Origin of the sequence: Aurantimonas sp. A3-2-R12 (assembly GCF_036016755.1) — a bacterium.
Lineage (GTDB): Bacteria > Pseudomonadota > Alphaproteobacteria > Rhizobiales > Rhizobiaceae > Aurantimonas > Aurantimonas coralicida_A.
In genome coordinates, this window is record NZ_JAYXIH010000004.1 from 117,811 (window position 1) to 135,826 (window position 18,016).

General features: G+C 66.8%; 21 protein-coding genes, 1 tRNA gene and 1 pseudogene. 13 read left to right on the forward strand and 10 right to left on the reverse strand.

What is annotated here, in order from left to right:
* Window positions 1-167: 167 nt before the first annotated feature.
* The 4 genes from VSX60_RS03545 (at window position 168) to VSX60_RS03560 (ending at window position 2,351) form a co-directional block, all read left to right on the forward strand.
* Window positions 168-548, forward strand: a complete 381-nt coding sequence (locus VSX60_RS03545; RefSeq protein ID WP_327622772.1) for a PH domain-containing protein — start codon at window positions 168-170, stop codon at window positions 546-548.
* Between the two features lie 205 nt (window positions 549-753).
* Window positions 754-1,263: a GNAT family N-acetyltransferase gene (locus VSX60_RS03550; protein WP_327622773.1), complete on the forward strand. Its 510-nt coding sequence runs from the start codon at window positions 754-756 to the stop codon at window positions 1,261-1,263.
* Window positions 1,264-1,452: 189 nt separating this feature from the next.
* Window positions 1,453-1,989, forward strand: coding sequence for an inorganic diphosphatase (gene ppa, locus VSX60_RS03555; RefSeq protein WP_327622774.1), 537 nt, complete (start codon window positions 1,453-1,455; stop codon window positions 1,987-1,989).
* Window positions 1,990-2,204: 215 nt separating this feature from the next.
* Complete coding sequence (locus tag VSX60_RS03560) at window positions 2,205-2,351, forward strand: DUF1127 domain-containing protein (protein WP_327622775.1); 147 nt, start codon at window positions 2,205-2,207, stop codon at window positions 2,349-2,351.
* Between the two features lie 172 nt (window positions 2,352-2,523).
* On the opposite strand, the pseudogene VSX60_RS03565 reads toward VSX60_RS03560, so the two are convergent.
* Window positions 2,524-2,834, reverse strand: a pseudogene (locus VSX60_RS03565) (DUF167 family protein).
* 22 nt (window positions 2,835-2,856) lie between these two features.
* Window positions 2,857-3,159, reverse strand: coding sequence for a YggT family protein (locus VSX60_RS03570; RefSeq protein WP_327622776.1), 303 nt, complete (start codon window positions 3,157-3,159; stop codon window positions 2,857-2,859).
* 154 nt (window positions 3,160-3,313) lie between these two features.
* On the opposite strand from VSX60_RS03570, the gene VSX60_RS03575 reads away from it, so the two are divergent.
* Together VSX60_RS03575 and VSX60_RS03580 are read left to right on the forward strand one after the other, a co-directional pair.
* Window positions 3,314-3,389: transfer RNA gene (locus VSX60_RS03575), tRNA-Ala, on the forward strand.
* Window positions 3,390-3,458: 69 nt separating this feature from the next.
* Window positions 3,459-4,754 carry an MFS transporter gene (locus tag VSX60_RS03580; protein ID WP_327622777.1) on the forward strand — a complete coding sequence of 432 codons (1,296 nt, stop codon included), beginning with the start codon at window positions 3,459-3,461 and terminating at the stop codon, window positions 4,752-4,754.
* Window positions 4,755-4,776: 22 nt separating this feature from the next.
* Here the strand turns inward: VSX60_RS03580 and VSX60_RS03585 are convergent, their stop codons facing one another.
* The 7 genes from VSX60_RS03585 to hemC all read right to left on the reverse strand — a co-directional run bounded on the left by VSX60_RS03585 (window position 4,777) and on the right by hemC (window position 12,118).
* Entirely contained in the window at window positions 4,777-5,484 is a 708-nt protein-coding gene (locus tag VSX60_RS03585; protein WP_327622778.1) for an HAD family hydrolase, read from the reverse strand.
* 9 nt (window positions 5,485-5,493) lie between these two features.
* Window positions 5,494-6,282: a glutamine amidotransferase gene (locus VSX60_RS03590; protein ID WP_327622779.1), complete on the reverse strand. Its 789-nt coding sequence runs from the start codon at window positions 6,280-6,282 to the stop codon at window positions 5,494-5,496.
* Window positions 6,282-6,749 (reverse strand): tellurite resistance TerB family protein, encoded by a 468-nt coding sequence (locus VSX60_RS03595; protein ID WP_327622780.1) that lies wholly within the window; start codon window positions 6,747-6,749, stop codon window positions 6,282-6,284. Before VSX60_RS03595 ends, VSX60_RS03590 begins: the two co-directional genes overlap by 1 nt.
* Window positions 6,750-6,785: 36 nt before the next feature.
* Entirely contained in the window at window positions 6,786-8,447 is a 1,662-nt protein-coding gene (locus tag VSX60_RS03600; RefSeq protein ID WP_327622781.1) for a heme biosynthesis protein HemY, read from the reverse strand.
* A 9-nt stretch (window positions 8,448-8,456) separates the two neighbouring features.
* A complete protein-coding gene (locus VSX60_RS03605) occupies window positions 8,457-9,536 on the reverse strand; it encodes a COG4223 family protein (RefSeq protein ID WP_327622782.1) in 1,080 nt (359 codons plus the stop codon).
* 916 nt (window positions 9,537-10,452) lie between these two features.
* Window positions 10,453-11,151, reverse strand: a complete 699-nt coding sequence (locus tag VSX60_RS03610) for a uroporphyrinogen-III synthase (protein WP_327622783.1) — start codon at window positions 11,149-11,151, stop codon at window positions 10,453-10,455.
* Window positions 11,152-11,179: 28 nt separating this feature from the next.
* The gene (gene hemC / locus VSX60_RS03615; RefSeq protein WP_327622784.1) at window positions 11,180-12,118 is read right to left on the reverse strand and encodes a hydroxymethylbilane synthase; all 939 of its coding nucleotides are present in this window, start codon (window positions 12,116-12,118) and stop codon (window positions 11,180-11,182) included.
* A gap of 159 nt (window positions 12,119-12,277) precedes the next feature.
* Here hemC and tsaD point away from each other — a divergent pair, with 159 nt between their 5' ends.
* From tsaD to VSX60_RS03640, 5 genes are all read left to right on the forward strand, one after another.
* Window positions 12,278-13,366: a tRNA (adenosine(37)-N6)-threonylcarbamoyltransferase complex transferase subunit TsaD gene (tsaD, locus tag VSX60_RS03620; protein ID WP_327622785.1), complete on the forward strand. Its 1,089-nt coding sequence runs from the start codon at window positions 12,278-12,280 to the stop codon at window positions 13,364-13,366.
* On the forward strand, window positions 13,363-14,343 hold the full coding sequence (locus tag VSX60_RS03625) for an NAD(P)H-dependent glycerol-3-phosphate dehydrogenase (protein ID WP_327622786.1): 981 nt from the start codon (window positions 13,363-13,365) through the stop codon (window positions 14,341-14,343). The genes tsaD and VSX60_RS03625 overlap by 4 nt, the downstream gene beginning before the upstream one ends.
* A 79-nt stretch (window positions 14,344-14,422) precedes the next feature.
* On the forward strand, window positions 14,423-14,713 hold the full coding sequence (locus VSX60_RS03630; RefSeq protein ID WP_327622787.1) for a YciI-like protein: 291 nt from the start codon (window positions 14,423-14,425) through the stop codon (window positions 14,711-14,713).
* Window positions 14,714-14,725: 12 nt separating this feature from the next.
* Window positions 14,726-15,163 carry an EVE domain-containing protein gene (locus tag VSX60_RS03635; RefSeq protein ID WP_327622788.1) on the forward strand — a complete coding sequence of 146 codons (438 nt, stop codon included), beginning with the start codon at window positions 14,726-14,728 and terminating at the stop codon, window positions 15,161-15,163.
* Window positions 15,164-15,185: 22 nt separating this feature from the next.
* Window positions 15,186-15,848, forward strand: a complete 663-nt coding sequence (locus VSX60_RS03640) for a class I SAM-dependent methyltransferase (RefSeq protein ID WP_327622789.1) — start codon at window positions 15,186-15,188, stop codon at window positions 15,846-15,848.
* Between the two features lie 108 nt (window positions 15,849-15,956).
* Here VSX60_RS03640 and VSX60_RS03645 read toward each other — a convergent pair whose 3' ends face one another.
* Entirely contained in the window at window positions 15,957-16,487 is a 531-nt protein-coding gene (locus VSX60_RS03645; RefSeq protein WP_327622790.1) for a L,D-transpeptidase family protein, read from the reverse strand.
* A gap of 127 nt (window positions 16,488-16,614) precedes the next feature.
* Here VSX60_RS03645 and VSX60_RS03650 point away from each other — a divergent pair, with 127 nt between their 5' ends.
* Both VSX60_RS03650 and VSX60_RS03655 read left to right on the forward strand, forming a co-directional pair.
* On the forward strand, window positions 16,615-17,298 hold the full coding sequence (locus VSX60_RS03650) for a response regulator transcription factor (RefSeq protein ID WP_327622791.1): 684 nt from the start codon (window positions 16,615-16,617) through the stop codon (window positions 17,296-17,298).
* 249 nt (window positions 17,299-17,547) lie between these two features.
* A complete protein-coding gene (locus VSX60_RS03655; protein ID WP_327622792.1) occupies window positions 17,548-18,003 on the forward strand; it encodes a cyclic nucleotide-binding domain-containing protein in 456 nt (151 codons plus the stop codon).
* The last annotated feature ends 13 nt before the right edge of the window (window positions 18,004-18,016 follow it).

Below are 18,016 nucleotides of genomic sequence, written 5' to 3' on the forward strand. Positions count from 1 at the left end.
GTACCCCTCCCTCCCCTATAGATATACTTTCAAATTCTGTTGTCGACGTAAGCTTTTCTTATCCATCATCGGCGGATGTCGGCACCCTCGACGCACGGTTGTGGACAGCGGGCGCGGGATCGCTATCCAGTCACCCAAGATAACGACAACGAAAAGCGAGTGGGGAAATGGGTCTTCTTTCCGGTATCATGGGACTAACCAGCGACGCCGATATCGACGAGGTGCGGAGCGACCTCGACCCGATGCTGCTGGCTGACGAAGACGTTGATTTGGCGTTTCGAGTCGTCCGCGATCTGTTCGTGTTTACCGATCTTCGCCTGATCATCGTCGACAAGCAGGGCATGACCGGCCGCAAACGGCATATCCAAACGATCCCCTATCGCTCGATCACCATGTTCGCGATCGAGACGGCCGGCAATTTCGACGCTGATTCCGAACTGACGCTGTGGATGAGCGGACAGCCGCCGCTGTTGCGTCAATTATCGCGCCGCGCCGACATCGCCGGTATCCAGCGCGCTCTGGCGCACGGGGTCCTCGACCGAAAGTGAGGCGCTCTCCAATCGGTCATTCGAGTCAGTGCTGTCGTCCGCCGCGATAGGTCGGACGCCTCCTCCGCCAAACTCAAAAAGCCGGGGACAAACCGGGCGACCGCGTCGGCAACGCCGCGGCGCGATTGATGTTCGCGGACGATCAGCGGAAATATGAACCGGCGAACGAGACGGATCGGTCGAGACGGTTTATGGTTAATATCCGATGAACACGATTGTCGCCGAAACTCGCTTAGCCGAACCGCGTGACACCGCGGCGCTGGCGGCGGTGCATGAGGCGGCATGGCGCGGCGCCTATGCCGGCTTGATCCCCCACCATAGTCTCTCCCGGATGATCGGACGGCGCCACCAAGCCTGGTGGGCACGGGCGATCCGCAGCGGTGCGGCGATCCTGGTGGTCGAGTTCGCCGGCGAAACGATCGGCTATGCCACGCTCGGGGACAACCGCGCCGAGGCGATCAAGGCCGAGGGCGAGATCTACGAACTCTACATCCGACCGGAATATCAGGGGCTGGGCTTCGGCGGGCGCCTGTTCAAGGCGGCCAGAGGCCTGCTGGCCGACCGCCGCCTGACCGGTCTGGTGGTCTGGGCGCTCGCGGACAATCACCAGGCCGTCGACTTCTATGCGCGACTTGGCGGCGCCGATGTCGCCGAGGGCAGCGAAGTGTTCGAGGGCCGCAACCTCGGCAAGATCGCCTTCGTCTGGCCCCGATAACGGGCGGTCATCAAGGCGATTGCACGGGTTTGTTGCACCGCCCTCCGGGAGCGGCTAGAGCATCGGGCAATCCCCAAGGCGCCCCAGATCGAGATTTCCCCGCGCTTTGGCAAGCCAATCCCGGCGTTCACGCCGTCGGTTCTCCTGACGCGCCGACCGGCCGGCCCGAGACAGTGAAGAGGACAGATCATGCGCATCGATGCGATCGCCATCGGCAACACCCCTCCGGACGATATCAACGTCATCATCGAGGTGCCGCTGGGCGGCCATCCGATCAAATACGAGATGGACAAGGAGGCCGGTTGCCTCGTCGTCGACCGGTTCCTCTACACGCCGATGACCTATCCGGGGAATTATGGCTTCGTGCCGCACACGCTGTCCGACGATGGCGATCCGATCGACGTCCTGATCTGCAACACCCGTCCGCTGTTTCCCGGCTGCGTCATCAACTGCCGGCCGATCGGCGTTCTGGTCATGGAAGACAACAAGGGCCAGGACGAGAAGATCATCGCCGTGCCCTCGCCGCACATCACCCGCCGTTTCGAGATGGTCACGGAATACAAGGACCTGCCGGAGATCACCCTGCAGCAGGTCGAGCATTTCTTCGAGCACTACAAGGATCTGGAACCCGGCAAGTGGGTGAAGATCGGCGATTGGGGCGATAGCGACAAGGCGCGCACCCTGATCACGGAAGCCATCGAACGCGAGAAGCAGACCAAGGCCTAAGCGAAACCGGGCGGGCGGCGCGCGAGCGCCGCTCGCATAGCCGCAACCTTCCGCAAACAAAGTGTGCCCATTTCATGAACGATTGATATCCGGTAAACAGCCGGGTGCCTTTGTCATGCGCAGTTTGCACACGAGATTTGCAATTTAATGCCCTGCTCTTGTGCAACGCAATATACTATGTCTGGGTCATCGCAACGACCTGTCTGGACAGAACCATGTTTCGCCATCTCACCAGCCGCCTGCAGGCTTACCGCAACCAGCGCAACGACATTCGCCAGTTGTCCATGATGGACGACCGCGCCCTGTCCGACATCGGCGTAGGCCGTGCCGACATCGCGCGCGCTGTTCGCTTCGGCCGCTAATGCGGCGTGCGTCCTTTCGGACGCACAAAGGACGCTGTAACGCTTTGATCGAGCATCGGACCGCTACGCCTTCCGGGCCGGCGATCCGACGAGATACCGCTTGAGCGCCGCCGCCGTGAACAACGGACGGGCGGCGTTTTTGCGTCCGCAGTACGATGGGGATGGTGATCCTTCAGAGTGCCTCAAGCGCGGCGACCAGCACCAGCAGATCGTCCTCGATCCGCAATGTCTTCGCGCGTGATGTGTGACCGGCGACCACGGTAACGGCCGATTTCGGCACCCCAAGATGTTTCGCCAGCATGGCCGTCAACGCCTTGTTCGCCTTGCCGTCCTCCGGCACCGCCGGACCCGGGCGCGTAGATGCAAACGCCCTTCCGCACCCGCTTCCCGTCCGTCGATTCGGTCGACCGAGGATTTCGGCGTCAGCCTGACCTGCACGAGCACGCCGTCATCGACGACGCGCCAGAGGCCCGGCTCGGCCACAGCCGACAGTCGCGCGACCGGCTCAGACGCCGACGCTGTAAATCGCCGGGTTGACATAATAGACCAGCAGATACTGCAGGAACATGATCCCGAACAGCACGACCAGCGGCGACAGGTCGATGCCGCCGAGATCGGGCAGCACCTTGCGGATGCGCCGATAGACCGGCTCGGTCAGCTGCCACAGGAAGCGCCCAACCGAATCGACGAAGGGGTTGCCCGGATTGACGATGTTGAAGGCGTAGAGCCAGGAGAGGATCGCCGATGCGATGACGATCCACCAATACAGGTTGAGCGCCTGATAAAGAACATAGGTGACTGCGAGCATGAATATCCGGACCTTTGCGACGACGTGCCCCGATGTAGCCATCGCCCCTTGAAATCGCAAGCCGGCGACGGCGGCGCCAAGTCACGACGGCGCCGCCGATTGCCCGTTGACACCGCCGAGCCCCGCACCCTATATCGCGAACGCAATGGTGGACGGGGCTGTAGCTCAGTTGGGAGAGCGCGTCGTTCGCAATGACGAGGTCAGCGGTTCGATCCCGCTCAGCTCCACCAGCCAGTCTCATGCTTGTCCAGGACGCCCCGTAAGCCTGGTATGACGCGCCCGACGGTTCGGGCTGAGCCATGGCAGGTGCGGTCGTGACCCAGGACGTGGAAGCCGAGGCCGGCGCGCAACCCGCCTCCGACGGGAGCGCCATTCCGGACGACGACCGCTTCGCCGCCTTCCGCAATCCCCGCTTCCTGCGCTACTGGCTCGCCCGCTTTTTCTCCACCTTCGCCATCCAGATCGTCATCGTGTCGGTCGGCTGGCAGATCTACGATCTGACCCGCAACCCGCTGGATCTCGGCATTATCGGCCTTTGCCAGTTCCTGCCTGCGCTTCTTCTGGTTCTCGTCACGGGGGCGGCGGCCGACCGGTTTTCGCGGCGGCTGATCATGGGACTGGCCATTTTTGTCGAGGCGATCGGGGCACTCGCCCTGCTACTGCTGACGTGGCACGGCCTCGCCTCGCCGCTGCCGGTCTTCGCCGTCCTCGTCGGCTTCGGTATCGCCCGCGCCTTCTTCGGCCCGTCCTCGCAGTCACTCGTGGTCAATCTCGTGACCCGGCAGGAACTCGCCAACGCCATTGCCTGGAACTCCTCCTCCTGGCAGATCGCGGCGATCGTCGGCCCGGTCGCCGGCGGCCTCCTCTACGGCGTCTCGCCGCTCGCCGCCTATGCCACCGGCCTCGCGCTCTTTCTCGGCGCCGCGACGCTGGTGATGTCGATCCGCGCGCCCGCCCGCAAGCGCGTTTCCGAGCCGGCGAGCTTTGAGACCGTCGTCGCCGGATTCCGCTACATCTGGTCGGAAAAAGTGGTGCTCGGTGCCATCTCGCTCGACCTCTTCGCGGTGCTCATGGGCGGCGCGGTGGCGCTGATGCCGGTCTATGCCCGCGACGTGCTGGAGGTCGGCCCCTGGGGCCTTGGCTTATTGCGCGCCGCGCCCGGCATCGGCGCCGTCGCCATGGCGGTCTGGCTGGCCGCCCATCCCGTCAAGGACAATGCCGGCGCGATCATGTTCGCCTTTGTCGGCCTGTTCGGCGCCTTCACGGTGGTCTTCGGCCTCGCCACCGTCCCCTGGCTGGCGATCGTCGCGCTCGTGCTGATGGGCGCCTCCGACATGATCAGCGTCTATGTCCGCGAGACCTTGCTGCAGCTGTGGACGCCGGACGCGGTGCGCGGCCGGGTCAACGCCGTCAACATGGTGTTCCTTGGCGCCTCCAACGAACTCGGCGAATTCCGCGCCGGGGTCATGGCGTTCTGGATCGGCGCGGTGCCGGCCGTGGTCGTAGGCGGTGCCGCGACCGTGGGCGTCACCGGCCTCTGGGCCTGGATGTTTCCGGAACTCCGCCAGGTTCGCCATCTCGCCGGACGGGACTGACACCTCTGCCCGCCGAAGAGGTTCAGCCGAGCGCCCCAATCAGCCCCGCCACTTCGCCGAGCCGCTCGATGCGGCGAAAGCGCGGGTCGTCCGCCGGCGCCTCGGCGCGTTCCAGCGCCCAGGTCAGATCATGCGGCACGTGCACGCCGTAGCTGCCCGCGGCGAGCGCCGGCAGGACGTCCGATTTCAGCGAATTGCCGACCATCATCGCCCGCGCCGGCCCGTCGCCGTGGCGCGCGAAAATCCGTTCGTAGGTCGCCGCCGATTTGTCGCTGACGATCTCGACCGCGTCGAAGAAGTCGCCGAGTCCGGAGGCGGCGAGCTTCCTTTCCTGGTCGAACAGATCGCCCTTGGTGATCAGCACCAGCCGGTAGCGCCCGGCGAGCGCTTCCAGCGTCTCCTGAGCCTCCGGCAGCGTCTCGACCGGATGCTCCAGCATCTCCCGGCCGGCGTCGATGATCTGGCGCACGATCGCCGGCGAGGCGTTGTCGCCAGTGACATCAAGAGCGGTCTCGATCATCGACAGGACAAAGCCTTTGATACCGAAGCCGTAACGGGCAAGGTTGCGGCGTTCGGCATCGAGCAGCCGGCTGGACACGACCTCACCCGTCGCATGGTCCGCGAGCATCTCGCGAAACCGAGCCTCGGTCAGCTGGAAGAACCGTTCATTGTGCCAGAGCGTGTCGTCGGCATCGAAGCCGATGGTGGTGAGCGTCGTGCTGGATGGCATGATCCGGTCTCACTCCTCCACCCGCGCCCCGAAAATCCTGGCGAGGAATTCTTCCAGCCAGCGCCGGATCGGCGCGTCGTAGATCGCCCGCCCGTCGAAGTGCTGACGCCGCCCCTGCGCGCCCGGCAGCTTCAGCCGTTCATGCCCGCGCGTCGTCCAGCGGTGCATCATGGCGAGCGTCAGTTCGGCATGGAACTGCACCCCGTAGGCGGCCTTGCCATAGCTGAACGCCTGGTTCGGATACCAGTCGCCCTTGGCCAGACGTTTCGCGCCATGCGGCAGGTCGAAGCCCTCCCGATGCCATTGATAGACCATGTCCGGCCAGTGTGGCATCAGCATCCGCCCCTCGGTGGTCGGCTGGATCGGGTAATAGCCGACCTCGGCAAAACCATGCGGATGGCTGGCGATCGGTGCACCAAGATGCTTGGCGAGCATCTGCGCGCCGAGGCAGATACCGAGAAACGGTCGCTCCTCGGCCAATGGCACCTTGAGCCAATCGATCTCCCGAATGAGATGCGCATCGGTATCGTTGGCGCTGGGCGGCCCGCCGAAGACGATGGCGCCGCCATGCCCGTCCAGGGTCTCCGGCAGGGGATCGCCCATCACCGGCCGGCGGATGTCGAGCGTGACGCCGTGCGCCTCAAGCAATTGCCCGACGCGGCCGGGTGTCGAGCTTTCCTGATGCAGGACGACCAGTATTGGCCGCCGGTCCGCGCCGTCGAGACTGTAGCGGTGTTCCGCCGCCGCATGACGGACCGTTTCGGCAGCATCCTGTTCGCGCTTGTCGTAATAGGCCATCAGTCGGAAAGCCCGCTCCTGTCCGCCGCCTCCCGCTTCATCAACATCCGGTCCCGCGTCGAAACCCCGAGAAGGTCGGAAATGCGCCAGATCAGATTGTCCTCGAGTTCATGCACCTCGCCGTCGGCGTAGGTTACCTCCCACAGCATCTCGACGAAACGAACCCGGTGCTCCGCCTCCAGCCGCGCATTGAGGACCGAGGTGAACTGATAGAGATCGACGGCCCCGGCATCCGCCTCGCGACCGGCCTCGGCTATCCTGTCGGTCTCGGTCGGGTCGAGCTGGAACTCTTGCGCCAGCACCGCCCGCATTTTTTTCCGCTCGTCGTCCGTGACGATGCCGTCGGCGCCGATGATGTGGAACAAAAGCGCTGCGGTCGCGACCCGTAAATCGTCAGCGCCCGCCGCATCTCGCGCCGTCTCGTCTCTGCCGATCGTCTGCACGAAGTCCCGAAACGCCTCGAACATCATCTCACGCCGCGCCCGGTTGATGGATCGACTCGGTCAAGCGAAGCGAGCCTCCTTGCGGTCCGCGCTGGTCGGGGCCGCGTTGCTTTCCGCAGGCTTGTCGCCATCCGACTTGTTCTTGCCGCCGGCGGAGGCATCCCCGGCCTTCGCGGGTTCCGGCTTGGATTGGGCGGGCATACCGTTTGCCGACGGTTTTTCGGTCTTGTGCGGACCGCTGTCCGTCGCCGCAGCGCTCGGCTGTTTGGGCGCGGAAGCTGAGCCGTCTCCGCCCTTTCCGGCCTCGATCGACGTGGCCAGTGCGTCCACCGCCTTGTCGGTGCGCTTCGGCTCGGCCGCCGGAATTTCGGTCACCTCGATGGTCTGGGCATCGCGGCCCGCATCGGCTTCGATGAGCCGGCCTTCGCCACCCATGTGCTCGACCGGCACCTTCCAGCGGAAGGCGTCGAGTCGCCCGGTCACCGGCGATGTCGGTGCCCAGACCTTCGACACGTAGCCGTCGGCGGTCCAGGCCGGATCGCGCTCCGCGCGGATCGCCTTGGCCAGCCATTCGCGCACCCGGCCCACCTCGCCGGTGTCTTCTTCCTCGATGTCGGCGAGCAGCAGGTAACCGCTTTCGCGCGGTTCCGCCTCGACCGCCGTTCGCGCCGACTTGCGCGCCAGCGCGAAGTCGCCGGCATCGAGCGCGGCGCGGGCGAGACACATCTCCGCCTCGAAATTGCCAGGACGCAGACCGTGCAGCTTGCGCGCCCGCTTCAGTCGATCCTCGGCGGAGTCGCCGGGCCGTGCGCGCACATAGGCCTCGGCGATGTCAGGATGGGGGGCGTGCGTCCAGCTGGATTCGAGGATCTTGGCGCCGCGCCGAAGGTCGCCGAGCCGGAACAGCGCTTCCGCCGCCACCAGAGCGGCCGGGGTCAGCTCAGGCGCGAGCTTCTGCGCCTCGATACCGGCGGCCTTGGCGGCCGACGGATCGCTTTCGGCGACGGTCATCGCCTTGGCGGTCAGAAGCACCGCGCGCAGCCGCTTGGATTCATCCCGGTCGATCAGGCGGGTATTCTTCTGCGCCTCGAGAATATCGAGCGCCCCGTCCCATTCGCCGGCAAGCGACTTGGCTTCCAGAACGGCACCGCCGGCCCAGGGCACATGCGGCGCGATCCGCACCGCTCGCTCGGCATAATGGCGGGCCGCACCCTCGTCGCCGACGCGCTCGGCCTCCAGGAACAGGCCGCGCAGCGCGAGCAAGCGCGTCTCGGGGTCGCGCTCCATCTGCTCGAAGGCGCCGCGCGCCCGCGCGTGGTCGCCCTCGATCATCGCCGTCTGGGCGTCGAGGAATCGAATCAGCGGCTCCTTGCGTGTGTCCAGCAGCTTTTCGCTGCGCTTGGTCATACGCCGCGCCTCGATCGCGTCGCCAGCACCGGCGGCCAGGATGCCGGCCGACAGCGCATGGTAGCCGCGATCGCGCTTGCGGGTGCTCCACCAACTGCCGATCGCGCCCGGCGTCTTGAAGAAGGCCCCGACCAGCCAGACGACGAGGAGAATTGCGGCGATCAGCGCACCGAGCGCGATCAGGAACATCATCAGGCTGGTTTCGACATTCTGCCCCTGCCAGACGAAGGTCACTTGGCCGGGATTGTCCGCCAGCCAGGAAAAACCGATGCCGGCGGCCAAAACGATGAGAAAGAAGGCGAGGATTCGCAGCATGGTAATTCCTTAGCCCTGGTTGGCTTGGCCGGTCGGCTGGTCAGCCGGTGGCTGGCTATCGGCTCCGCCCGCCGGCGCCGGGGCAAGCGCCGAGGACAGCGCCTCGGCGACGACGCGGTCCGCCGTCAGCCGCGCCGCCAGGCGGCTCGCGAAGTCTTGGCTGGCGTCCTGTCCCGCCTGGGGCAGCGCCTGCCATTCGGATTGCCATCCGGCGAGGTCACCCCTCTCGATGGCCGCGTTAAGCCGCGAGAGCACGGCGTCCGGCCCTTTGGCTTCCGCCGGAGCAGGTCCGTCGGGTCGCACCTGGACGAGCGAGCGCAACCCCGACAGCAGTTGCTCCTGCACCGGCGCGTCGGGCTGCGCTGGCCGCAGGCTTTCGGCGATCTTGTCCTCGACCGCCGGCCACTCGGCGGCCAATGCCTGCTTCGACGGCACGCCGTCGGCCGCGAACGCCCGCAAATCCTCAGTCGCGGCGCCGGCGCCCGTGGCCTCGGCATAGGTTTCGAGCTGGCTCATGAACGGCCCGCCTTGGTCGATGGCGGATTTCAAATTCGCCGCCGCAAGCGCCACGTCCGCGCGGCGGTTGTTCGCTTCCATTCCGGCGATCCGGCTCTCGAACTGGGCGGCGGCCTCATCGACCTTCGCGCTTGCCTGCTCCGCAGCCTGTTGCGTCGCCGTTGCGGCCTCATTGGCCTGCGTCGCCGATTGCTGCGCGGCGGTCGCGGCCTGTTGCGCCGCGTTAGCGGTTTCTTGCGCGGCTGCGGCGGTCTCTTGCGCAGCCGTGGCGGTCTGTTGTGCCGCCACCGCGGTCTCGCCGGCCTGCTGCAGTCCCGCGGTCGCCTCCGCTCCGGCGGTGGACGCGGAGGTTTCGAGCGTCTCGATCCGCTGACCGAGCGCCGTCAATTGTTCCGCCGCCGCGCCATTTTCAGCCGGTGCGGCGGGCGCGCTTTGCACCTGGTCGCGCAAGGCTGCGACCTCGCCGCTCAAAGCATCGAGCTGTTCGGCGCTTGCCGCAACTTCGCCGGTCTCCTGCACGCCGCCGAGCGCGGGCAGATAGCCGCCCGCCTGCAACGCCGCCGCGCCACCCAAAGCCAGGATCGCTCCGATGATGCCGGCTGCCAGAGCGCCGCCGAAGCCGGTCCCAGAAGAGCTGGCCGGCGCGGCGCTTCTCGAAGAGCCGGTGCCCGTCGCGGGCGACGCCGGCGGCCGCGCGGGCGCGGTCGAGGCCGACGTGGCCGTCGTGGCGGACGTGCTTGCGGGATTCGACGAAGGCCGGCTCGTGTCAGTAGGCCCGGACTTGATGGCAGACGAGGGCGCCGCCAGGGACGACGGCGTCGTCTTGGCGTCGCCGGACTTTGCGTTCGAAGCGCTCGTGCTCGTAGTGGCCATGCCCGGCTTGGTCGCTGCGCTGGGCGAGGCGACGGGAGGCTTCCCGCCTCCGACGACGGGCGGCGACCCCGCTGGCGTAGCGGGCACCGATCCCGGCGCGCCGCTGGCTACGGCCGGCTTGGCGGATGACGATGCAAGCGCTCCGCCCGTCGCAGCCCCAGCCTTGACGTCCTCTTTCGTAGACGGCGTGGACGCGGCCGACGCACTGGGCGCCGGCTTCGCGTCGCTTGGCTTGGACGGTGCAGAGGCCGCCGCGCTCGACACGACGGGCGATGTCGCGCCAGCTCGCTCCGCGGACGCCGGAACGGTCGGCTGCGCCGTCGTCGTCGCAGGCGTACTGGTGCCGCCGCCCGATGTCGCCACGGTCTGTGCCTCGGTATTCGTTGTCTTGTCGCCGTCAGTCACAGTGCTCTTTTCCGCTTTGAGATCGATCGTTTGCCCACGCGTCTGCTTCGGCTTCGACCGCCGGGGACGGTTGGTCATCGCGTTTGCTCCATTTCTGCTGGCTTCGGCGCGTGGGATCGCCCGTTCCGCGCGCCGCACTCAATCGAGGCGTATTCGTCCTTCATTCGTGCGGGCCGTGCAAGCATCGTCTCGTTCCAACGATCAAACTAGGTTAGTCGATGCATTCGAAAAGCGAAGCAAGCCGGGCATCGGAAGAAATTATCGCATCGCGGCGAAGCACGGGCGACAGCGCCTCGGCGATTCGCCGCGACAGAGTGAGAATGGCGGGCATCGGTTGGAACAGCGTCGGCAGCCGCTCCGCGAGCCCGCAAAATGCTTCCGCCTGCCCCGCCGAAAGCACGAATACGGCGTCCGGCGCCGCGCCGCCGAGCACGGAAGCGACCGCCGCTTCGTCCGGTGCGAGCCGGATCATCTCATAGACCTCCCAGACGGCGTAGGGGATCGCCGCCGCGTCGAATGCCTCCTCCAGCGTGCCGGTCCGCGTTTTGCCCGCAGCGTAAAGCAGCGCGGTCTCGACGGAAAGACCGGCGGCATCGGCGAGGCGTGCGATGTCGGGCGCTGTCCCGCCGGCAACCCGCACGTCTGGAAAGCCCGCCCCGCGCGCCGCCTTGCCAGTTCGCTCGCCGACCGCGAAGACCGGCCGCGGATCGGCGGGAAAATGCCGGGCGAGGGCCGGCACGGCCCGGGCGCTGGTGACGGCGTAGCCGGCGAACGCTCCCTGCGGCGGCTCTTGGTCGAGCGGTCGCGCCGCTTCCAGCGGCAGGATCAGCGGCTGGTGGCCCCGCGCTTCGAGCGCTTCGGCGGTGCGCCTCGCTTCGTCGCGCTCGCGCAGGATCAGGACGCGCGCCATCGCGGACCTTGCGTTCGCTCGCGGCCGTTCACGTCGCCCAGCCGTCGAAGAAACCGGGTCCAGCCGCCTCAAGGACGTCGCGCCCGGCCAGCCGCCCGATGGCCTCGGCATCCGCAACGACGCCGCTGCGCCGGGTTTCGTGCATCCCGACGCCATCCGGCGTCAGGATCATGCCGTGCAGGGTCAGCGTGCCGTCGTCATGGCGCGTCGCATGCGCGGCGATCGGCGTCCGGCAGGAACCGTCGAGTTCGGCGAGGAAGGCGCGTTCGGCGGTCAATGCGTCGGTCGTCTCGGCATGCGCGATCGCCGCGACCAGCGTGTCGATCCTTGCATCGCCGATCCGGCTTTCGATGCAGATCGCGCCCTGACCCGGCGCCGGCGGAAACGCCGCGACGTCGAGAATGTCGGTGGCGACGTCGCTCATGTCCATGCGGTTGAGGCCTGCCAGCGCCAGCAGCGTCGCGTCGACCTGGCCTTCCCCGAGCTTGCGCAGGCGGCTTTGGACGTTGCCGCGAAAATTGATGATGTTGAGGTCCGGCCGCAGCCGTTTCAGCAGCGCCTGGCGCCGCAGCGAGGCGGAGCCGACCGTCGCGCCCTGCGGCAGATCGGCGATCGTGCGGCCGCTTCGCCCGATGAAGGCGTCGCGCACGTCCTCACGCGGCAGGAACGCCGATATCCTCAGGCCGTCCGGAATCGCTGTCGCCATGTCCTTGGACGAATGGGCGGCGAGATCGATCCGATCCTCCAGCAGCGCGGCCTCGATCTCCTTGGTGAACAGGCCCTTGCCGCCGACCTCCGACAGCGGCCGATCGAGAATGCGATCGCCGGAGGTCGAAATCACCGCGATCGCGAAAGCGTCCTCGGGCAGATCATGGGCGGCCATCAGCCGCGCCCGCACCTCGCTGGCCTGGGCCAACGCCAGTTGGCTGCCACGTGTCCCGATGCGGATAATGTCGTTCGTCCCCATAGATGCCCCTGTCGTTGCATCGCCCCGGCGTCGGCCGGCATGATCGTGCCCTTGCATAGGGGATCGGTCCCGCCGAAATCAATGGCGGCGGCGAGCCGGCGGCGGCGCTCTTCCATCTTGCGGCGAAGGCGGTAGAAGAACCGCTCGAAAGGAAGCTCCATGACCGGCACGCTGATCCTCGGCATCGAGACGAGCTGCGACGAGACCGCCGCGTCCGTTGTCGGCCGCGACGCGTCGGGCGCACCGGTGATATTTTCGAATGTCGTTCTTTCCCAGGTCGAGGAGCACGCCGCGTTCGGCGGCGTCGTGCCGGAGATCGCCGCGCGTGCCCATGTCGAGGCACTCGATGGCATCGTCCGAGCGGCGATGGTGGATGCGAACACAGGCTTCGGCGATCTGTCCGCGGTCGCCGCCACCGCCGGCCCCGGCCTGGTCGGCGGCCTGATCGTCGGTGCAATGACCGGCAAGGCGATCGCCGCGGCCACGGGCCTGCCCTTCATCGCGGTGAATCACCTCGAAGGTCACGCCCTCACCCCGCGCCTGACCGACCGCCTCGCCTACCCTTATCTCCTGCTGCTGGTCTCTGGCGGCCACAGCCAGATCGTCCTGGTCCGGGGATTGGGCGATTACGAGCGGTGGGGAACGACGATCGACGACGCGCTCGGCGAGGCCTTCGACAAGACAGCGAAGCTGTTGCGGCTTCCCCATCCCGGCGGCCCGAATGTCGAGCGGACGGCCGAAGGCGGCGACCCGAAGCGATTCGCCTTGCCCCGACCGCTGAAGGGCGAAGCCCGGCTCGACTTTTCCTTCTCCGGCCTCAAGACCGCGGTGCGGCTCGCCGCCGAGGCTGCCTCGCCCCTGTCGAGCAAGGACGTCGCCGATCTCTGCGCCAGCTTCCAGGCGGCCGCCGCCGACAGTCTCGGCGATCGCATTGGCCGGGCGCTGGCACGGTTTCGCGAAAGCTTTCCAGAGCTTGCCAATCCCGTCCTCGCGGTGGCCGGCGGCGTCGCGGCCAATCGCACGATCCGCGCCGCGCTGGAGGCCGAAGCCGCCAAGGCGGGCGTCCGGCTGGTGGCGCCACCGCTGGCGCTGTGCACCGACAACGCCGCGATGATCGCCTATGCCGGGCTGGAGCGCTTCGAGGCCGGGCTCCTCGACGGGCTCGACGCCCCGGTGCGTTCACGCTGGCCGCTCGACGAAAAGTCGCAGCCGATGGTCGGCTTCGGCCGGCGCGGAGCCAAGGCATGACGCGCTTCGCGATCGTCGGCGGCGGCGCCTGGGGCACGGCGCTCGGTTGTCTCTACGCTCGCGCCGGGCATCGCACGATGCTTTATGCCCGCGACGCTGAGACCGTGGCTGCTATCAACCGCGCGCATCGCAACGCACGCTATCTGCCGGATATCGGCCTCCCCGACAGCCTCGCCGCGACCAGCGACCCGGTCGAGGCGCTCGCCGGCGCCGACATCGTGCTCTTCGTCGTCCCGGCCCAGTCGCTGAGCGCCGCTACGGCCGAACTGGGTGGCCTGGTTCCGCCCGATGCGCTGGCCGTGCTGTGCGCCAAGGGCATCGAGCGCAGCACCGGCCGCTTCGCCTCGCAAATCTTCGCGCAAGCCCAGCCCGCCCAGCCGCTCGCGGTGCTCTCCGGCCCGAGCTTCGCCGCCGATGTCGCGCGCGGCCTGCCGACGGCCGTCACCATCGCCGCCGGCGAGCCTGCCCTCGCCGACCGCGCCGCGCGGCTTCTGTCGACCGAGACCTTCCGCTGCTATGCCGCCAGCGACGTCGTCGGCGTCGAGGCCGGTGGCGCGTTGAAGAACGTCATGGCGCTCGCCGCCGGCGCGGTGGTCGGTCGCGGCCTCGGCGCCTCGGCCCAGGCCGCGATCATCACCCGCGGCTTCGTCGAGCTGCGCCGCCTCGGCGCCGCGCTCGGTGGCCAGCCGGAGACGCTGATGGGCCTGTCCGGTCTCGGCGATCTGGTACTGACCTGCTCCAGCCCGCAATCGCGCAACTTCGCCTATGGAATGGCGCTTGGCCGGGGCGACGACCGCTCCGGGCTGAAGCTCGCCGAAGGCGTCTTCACCGCCGAAATCGCCGCCCGCCTGGCGCGCGACCTTGGCATCGACGCACCGATCATCGCGACCGTCGCGGCGATCCTGACCGGGGATCTCGATGTCGACGCCGCCGTGCAGTCGCTGCTCGCGCGGCCGTTGAAACGCGAATTCGATTGAATCAGACGCCGAGACCCTTACCCTTCGCCGCATTCGCCAGCTCGGATCAACTCAACCCACGCCGATCACAGGATTTTCCATGCTCTACGCCCTTCTTTGCGACGACAAGCCGGATTCGCTGCAGCTGCGCCTCGACAACCGCTCGGCGCATCTGGAATTTCTGAACGGCCTCGGCGACGCGCTGAAATTCGCCGGTCCGTTCCTCGACGGGAATGAAAAGCCCTGCGGCAGCCTCGTCGTCATCGAGGCGGACAGTCTGGGCGCGGCCCAGTCGATCGCCGCCGAAGACCCCTATGCCAAGGCCGGGCTGTTCGACAATGTCGCGGTTCGCCCCTGGAACTGGGCGATCAAGAACCCGGCTGCGGCTTAAGGCGAGGCGGACATGCGTTATTGGCTGTTCAAATCCGAGCCCAACAAATGGTCCTTCGACCACCAGAAAAAGGTCGGCGCCAAGGGCCAGGAATGGGACGGGGTCCGCAGTTACCAGGCCCGCAACTTCATGCGCGACATGGAGATCGGCGACCGCGGCTTCTTCTACCATTCCAACGAGGGCAAGGAGGTCGTCGGCATCGTCGAGATCATCGCCGAGGCCCATCCGGACTCCACCGCCAAGGATGGAAAATGGGAGTGCGTCGACATCAAGGCGCTCATGGACATGCCCCAGCCCGTCACGCTGGACGCCGTCAAGGCGGAGCCGAAGCTGACAGACATGGTGCTGGTCAACAATTCGCGGCTCTCCGTCCAGCCGGTCGAGCCATCGGAGTTCCGGCTGATCTGCGAGATGGGCGGGCTCGATCCCGACACCGCGATGACGGGCTGAGCTGCGGTCGCGGGGCTCCAAAATGCTGAAGCCCGACGATCGCGATTTCGAAGTCTTCGTCCTCGCCAACACGGCGGTGTTTTGCCCGCCGCATGTGCCGGAAATCCGGCTGCGGCTGGCCGACGAGGCGCATGACCTCTGGCTGAAGACCGAGGAAGAACTCGAGGCAATCTGCCTGTCGCCGCCGTTCTGGGCGTTTGCCTGGGCCGGCGGCCAGGCGCTCGCCCGCTTCCTCCTCGACCATCCCGAGCAGATCGCCGGGCGCCGGGTCGTCGACTTCGCCACCGGTTCCGGCCTCGTCGCCATCGCCGCCGCCAAGGCCGGCGCGGCCAACGTTACGGCGATCGACGTGGATCCCTTCTGCCGCAGCGCCGTTCGGCTCAACGCCGCGCTCAACGGCGTCGACCTTCCCTTCGACGATAGCGACCCCGTCGGTAGGCCGCTCGACGCGGACATCCTGCTCGCCGGGGACGTCTTCTACGACGCCGCCATGGCCGCCGCCGTGGTGCCCTGGTTCGATCGTCTCGCTCGCGACGGCCTCACCGTCCTCGTCGGCGATCCGGGCCGCGCCTATCTGCCGGCCGATCGCGTCGAACACCTCGCGCGTTACGAGGTGCCGGTCACCCGCGCTCTGGAGGACGCCGAGGTCAAGCGCACCACCGTCTGGCGGTGGCGCGCGGGCTGACGAAACAGGCGCCGGGCGCCGACGCCGCGCCCTTCTCCCTCATCCCGAGGTACGAGCGAGGCAAGCCTCAAAGGGCGAGGGAGACGCCGACAGTCATCGGTCTCGCGCTCAACGCGTGACGATCAACCGCGTCCCGGGCCCCAGCAGCGGCGCAAGCCGCAGCATGTCCCTCGGCGCCACCGCGACGCAGCCTTCGGTCGGCGGGAAGCCTTCCCTGGCGATGTGGAGAAAGATCGCACTGCCGCGGTGACGGGCGCGGGTGCTGATGTTCCAGTCGAGCACCACGACGAAATCGTAGAGCCGATCGGCCCGGGCGAGGCTTTCGGCGCTTGCGGAAAACGGCGAGCGGACATGGCGGTTGTAGGCGGGATGGGTCGGCGCGTCGCACCACAGATCGACCCCCGATCGCACACCGCGAATCGGCAATCGCGCCGCCGGCCGCGCCATCCGGCCTTGCCGATGCCAAGCCGACAGCAGCCGCATCGAGGCCACGGGGGTGGCGCCGTCGCCCTCGCGTTTGAAGATCGTCGTGCCGGTCCGGCCCAGCGCGCAGGGAATGCGCAGGGAGCCGGCCGCGAGAATACCGCGCGTTCCCGATCCGGGGGCCCGGCGGACCGCGATCACACTATTTTTTCCCATGATTTGCCTTTTTTTCCTGACTTTCCTTGCAATCGGCCCATTTGTCGTCACGAATTGTTACAAGCTCGAATGTGCGCCGCCCTTTCTTACGGCCATCCTTGAGAAAAGAACCGAACGGCTGAATCGCATGACCGCACGCAGCATCCTCATCGTCGACGACGACGACGACCTCCGGCAGACCCTCGCCGAGCAGCTTTCGCTGCATGAGGAGTTCGCCGTCCTGCAAGAGCCCACAGCGACGAAAGGAATCAATACGGCCAGAGCCGGATTGATCGATCTCGTAGTCATGGATGTCGGTCTGCCCGACATGGACGGACGCGAGGCCGTCAAGGTTCTGCGCAAGGGCGGCTTCAAGGCGCCGATCATCATCCTGACCGGCCAGGACACCGATTCCGACACGATTCTCGGGCTCGAAGCCGGCGCCAACGATTATGTCATCAAGCCCTTCCGTTTCGCGGTGCTGCTCGCCCGTATCCGCGCGCAATTGCGCCAGCACGAACAGAGCGAGGATGCCACCTTCCAGGTCGGTCCTTACGTTTTCAAGCCTAGCCAGAAACTGCTGCTCGACGAGAAGGGCGGCAAGATCCGCCTGACCGAGAAGGAGACGGCGATCATCCGCTATCTCTATCGCGCCGACCGCCGGGTCATCACGCGGGACGTTCTCCTGGAGGAGGTCTGGGGCTACAATTCGGGCGTCACCACCCATACGCTCGAAACCCATGTCTATCGCCTGCGCCAGAAGATCGAGCCCGATCCGTCAAACGCCCGGATACTGGTCACGGAGTCCGGCGGCTACAAGCTCGTCCCCTAAGCCGCTTCAGCGATCTCGCAATGTCCCTCGTTTCTTCTTGTGCCGGGTCGAGGGGCATCGCCTCGCGCTATAGACTTGCGGTTTCGTTTCGCTTTCTCTCTACCCTTCATTAAAAGGCTCCGTTAACGGTGGCGCAGGAACAGCCGAGCGATCACGGCCAACCCGACCGCCGGGAAAAACCGCGCATCGGACGCTGGATCAAGGCCATCAAGGCCGCGACGCAGGCTAGGAAAACGGTACTCCGACGAGATGAGCCTTGAAAGCGACATCGCGATCCTTAGAAACGTGCCGCTGTTCGAAGGCTTGGCGAACGACCAATTGCGTCTCCTCGCCTTCGGGGCCGAGCGCCGGCGCCTGGCCGCCGGGGAAATCGTCTTTCGCCAGGATGCGCAGGCGGATGCCGGTTTCGTCATTGCCTCCGGCACTGTTGCGCTCGCTCGGCAAGGAGGCAGCCAACAGAAGATCGTCGGGGTGTATGGACCGGGGACGCTGCTCGGCGAACTCGCATTGATCACCGCGACCACCCGGCCTGCCAACGCCAAGGCGGAGACCGATTGCGAACTGCTCAGGATAACCCGGTCGCTGTTTCGGCGCATGCTGGAGGAATACCCCGAATACGCCGCCGGCCTGCATGAACGGCTGAAGGTTCAGTTCGCCGACATGACCCGGCAGATCCTCGCGCTCGAGGAACGGTTCTCAGGATAGATGTCGCGGACCC

What these genes read in the sequence shown, in the direction of transcription:
- hemC (WP_327622784.1), bottom strand. Translation starts at nt 12,118, where the DNA reads ATGGGGACGAACGACATTATCCGCATCGGGACACGTGGCAGCCAACTG.
- VSX60_RS03585 (WP_327622778.1), bottom strand. Translation starts at nt 5,484, where the DNA reads ATGCCATCCAGCACGACGCTCACCACCATCGGCTTCGATGCCGACGAC.
- VSX60_RS03595 (WP_327622780.1), bottom strand. Translation starts at nt 6,749, where the DNA reads ATGTTCGAGGCGTTTCGGGACTTCGTGCAGACGATCGGCAGAGACGAG.
- VSX60_RS03650 (WP_327622791.1), top strand. Translation starts at nt 16,615, where the DNA reads ATGACCGCACGCAGCATCCTCATCGTCGACGACGACGACGACCTCCGG.
- tsaD (WP_327622785.1), top strand. Translation starts at nt 12,278, where the DNA reads ATGACCGGCACGCTGATCCTCGGCATCGAGACGAGCTGCGACGAGACC.
- VSX60_RS03580 (WP_327622777.1), top strand. Translation starts at nt 3,459, where the DNA reads ATGGCAGGTGCGGTCGTGACCCAGGACGTGGAAGCCGAGGCCGGCGCG.
- VSX60_RS03550 (WP_327622773.1), top strand. Translation starts at nt 754, where the DNA reads ATGAACACGATTGTCGCCGAAACTCGCTTAGCCGAACCGCGTGACACC.
- VSX60_RS03645 (WP_327622790.1), bottom strand. Translation starts at nt 16,487, where the DNA reads ATGGGAAAAAATAGTGTGATCGCGGTCCGCCGGGCCCCCGGATCGGGA.
- ppa (WP_327622774.1), top strand. Translation starts at nt 1,453, where the DNA reads ATGCGCATCGATGCGATCGCCATCGGCAACACCCCTCCGGACGATATC.
- VSX60_RS03545 (WP_327622772.1), top strand. Translation starts at nt 168, where the DNA reads ATGGGTCTTCTTTCCGGTATCATGGGACTAACCAGCGACGCCGATATC.
- VSX60_RS03590 (WP_327622779.1), bottom strand. Translation starts at nt 6,282, where the DNA reads ATGGCCTATTACGACAAGCGCGAACAGGATGCTGCCGAAACGGTCCGT.
- VSX60_RS03560 (WP_327622775.1), top strand. Translation starts at nt 2,205, where the DNA reads ATGTTTCGCCATCTCACCAGCCGCCTGCAGGCTTACCGCAACCAGCGC.
- VSX60_RS03570 (WP_327622776.1), bottom strand. Translation starts at nt 3,159, where the DNA reads ATGCTCGCAGTCACCTATGTTCTTTATCAGGCGCTCAACCTGTATTGG.
- VSX60_RS03640 (WP_327622789.1), top strand. Translation starts at nt 15,186, where the DNA reads ATGCTGAAGCCCGACGATCGCGATTTCGAAGTCTTCGTCCTCGCCAAC.
- VSX60_RS03610 (WP_327622783.1), bottom strand. Translation starts at nt 11,151, where the DNA reads ATGGCGCGCGTCCTGATCCTGCGCGAGCGCGACGAAGCGAGGCGCACC.
- VSX60_RS03635 (WP_327622788.1), top strand. Translation starts at nt 14,726, where the DNA reads ATGCGTTATTGGCTGTTCAAATCCGAGCCCAACAAATGGTCCTTCGAC.
- VSX60_RS03625 (WP_327622786.1), top strand. Translation starts at nt 13,363, where the DNA reads ATGACGCGCTTCGCGATCGTCGGCGGCGGCGCCTGGGGCACGGCGCTC.
- VSX60_RS03600 (WP_327622781.1), bottom strand. Translation starts at nt 8,447, where the DNA reads ATGCTGCGAATCCTCGCCTTCTTTCTCATCGTTTTGGCCGCCGGCATC.
- VSX60_RS03655 (WP_327622792.1), top strand. Translation starts at nt 17,548, where the DNA reads ATGAGCCTTGAAAGCGACATCGCGATCCTTAGAAACGTGCCGCTGTTC.
- VSX60_RS03630 (WP_327622787.1), top strand. Translation starts at nt 14,423, where the DNA reads ATGCTCTACGCCCTTCTTTGCGACGACAAGCCGGATTCGCTGCAGCTG.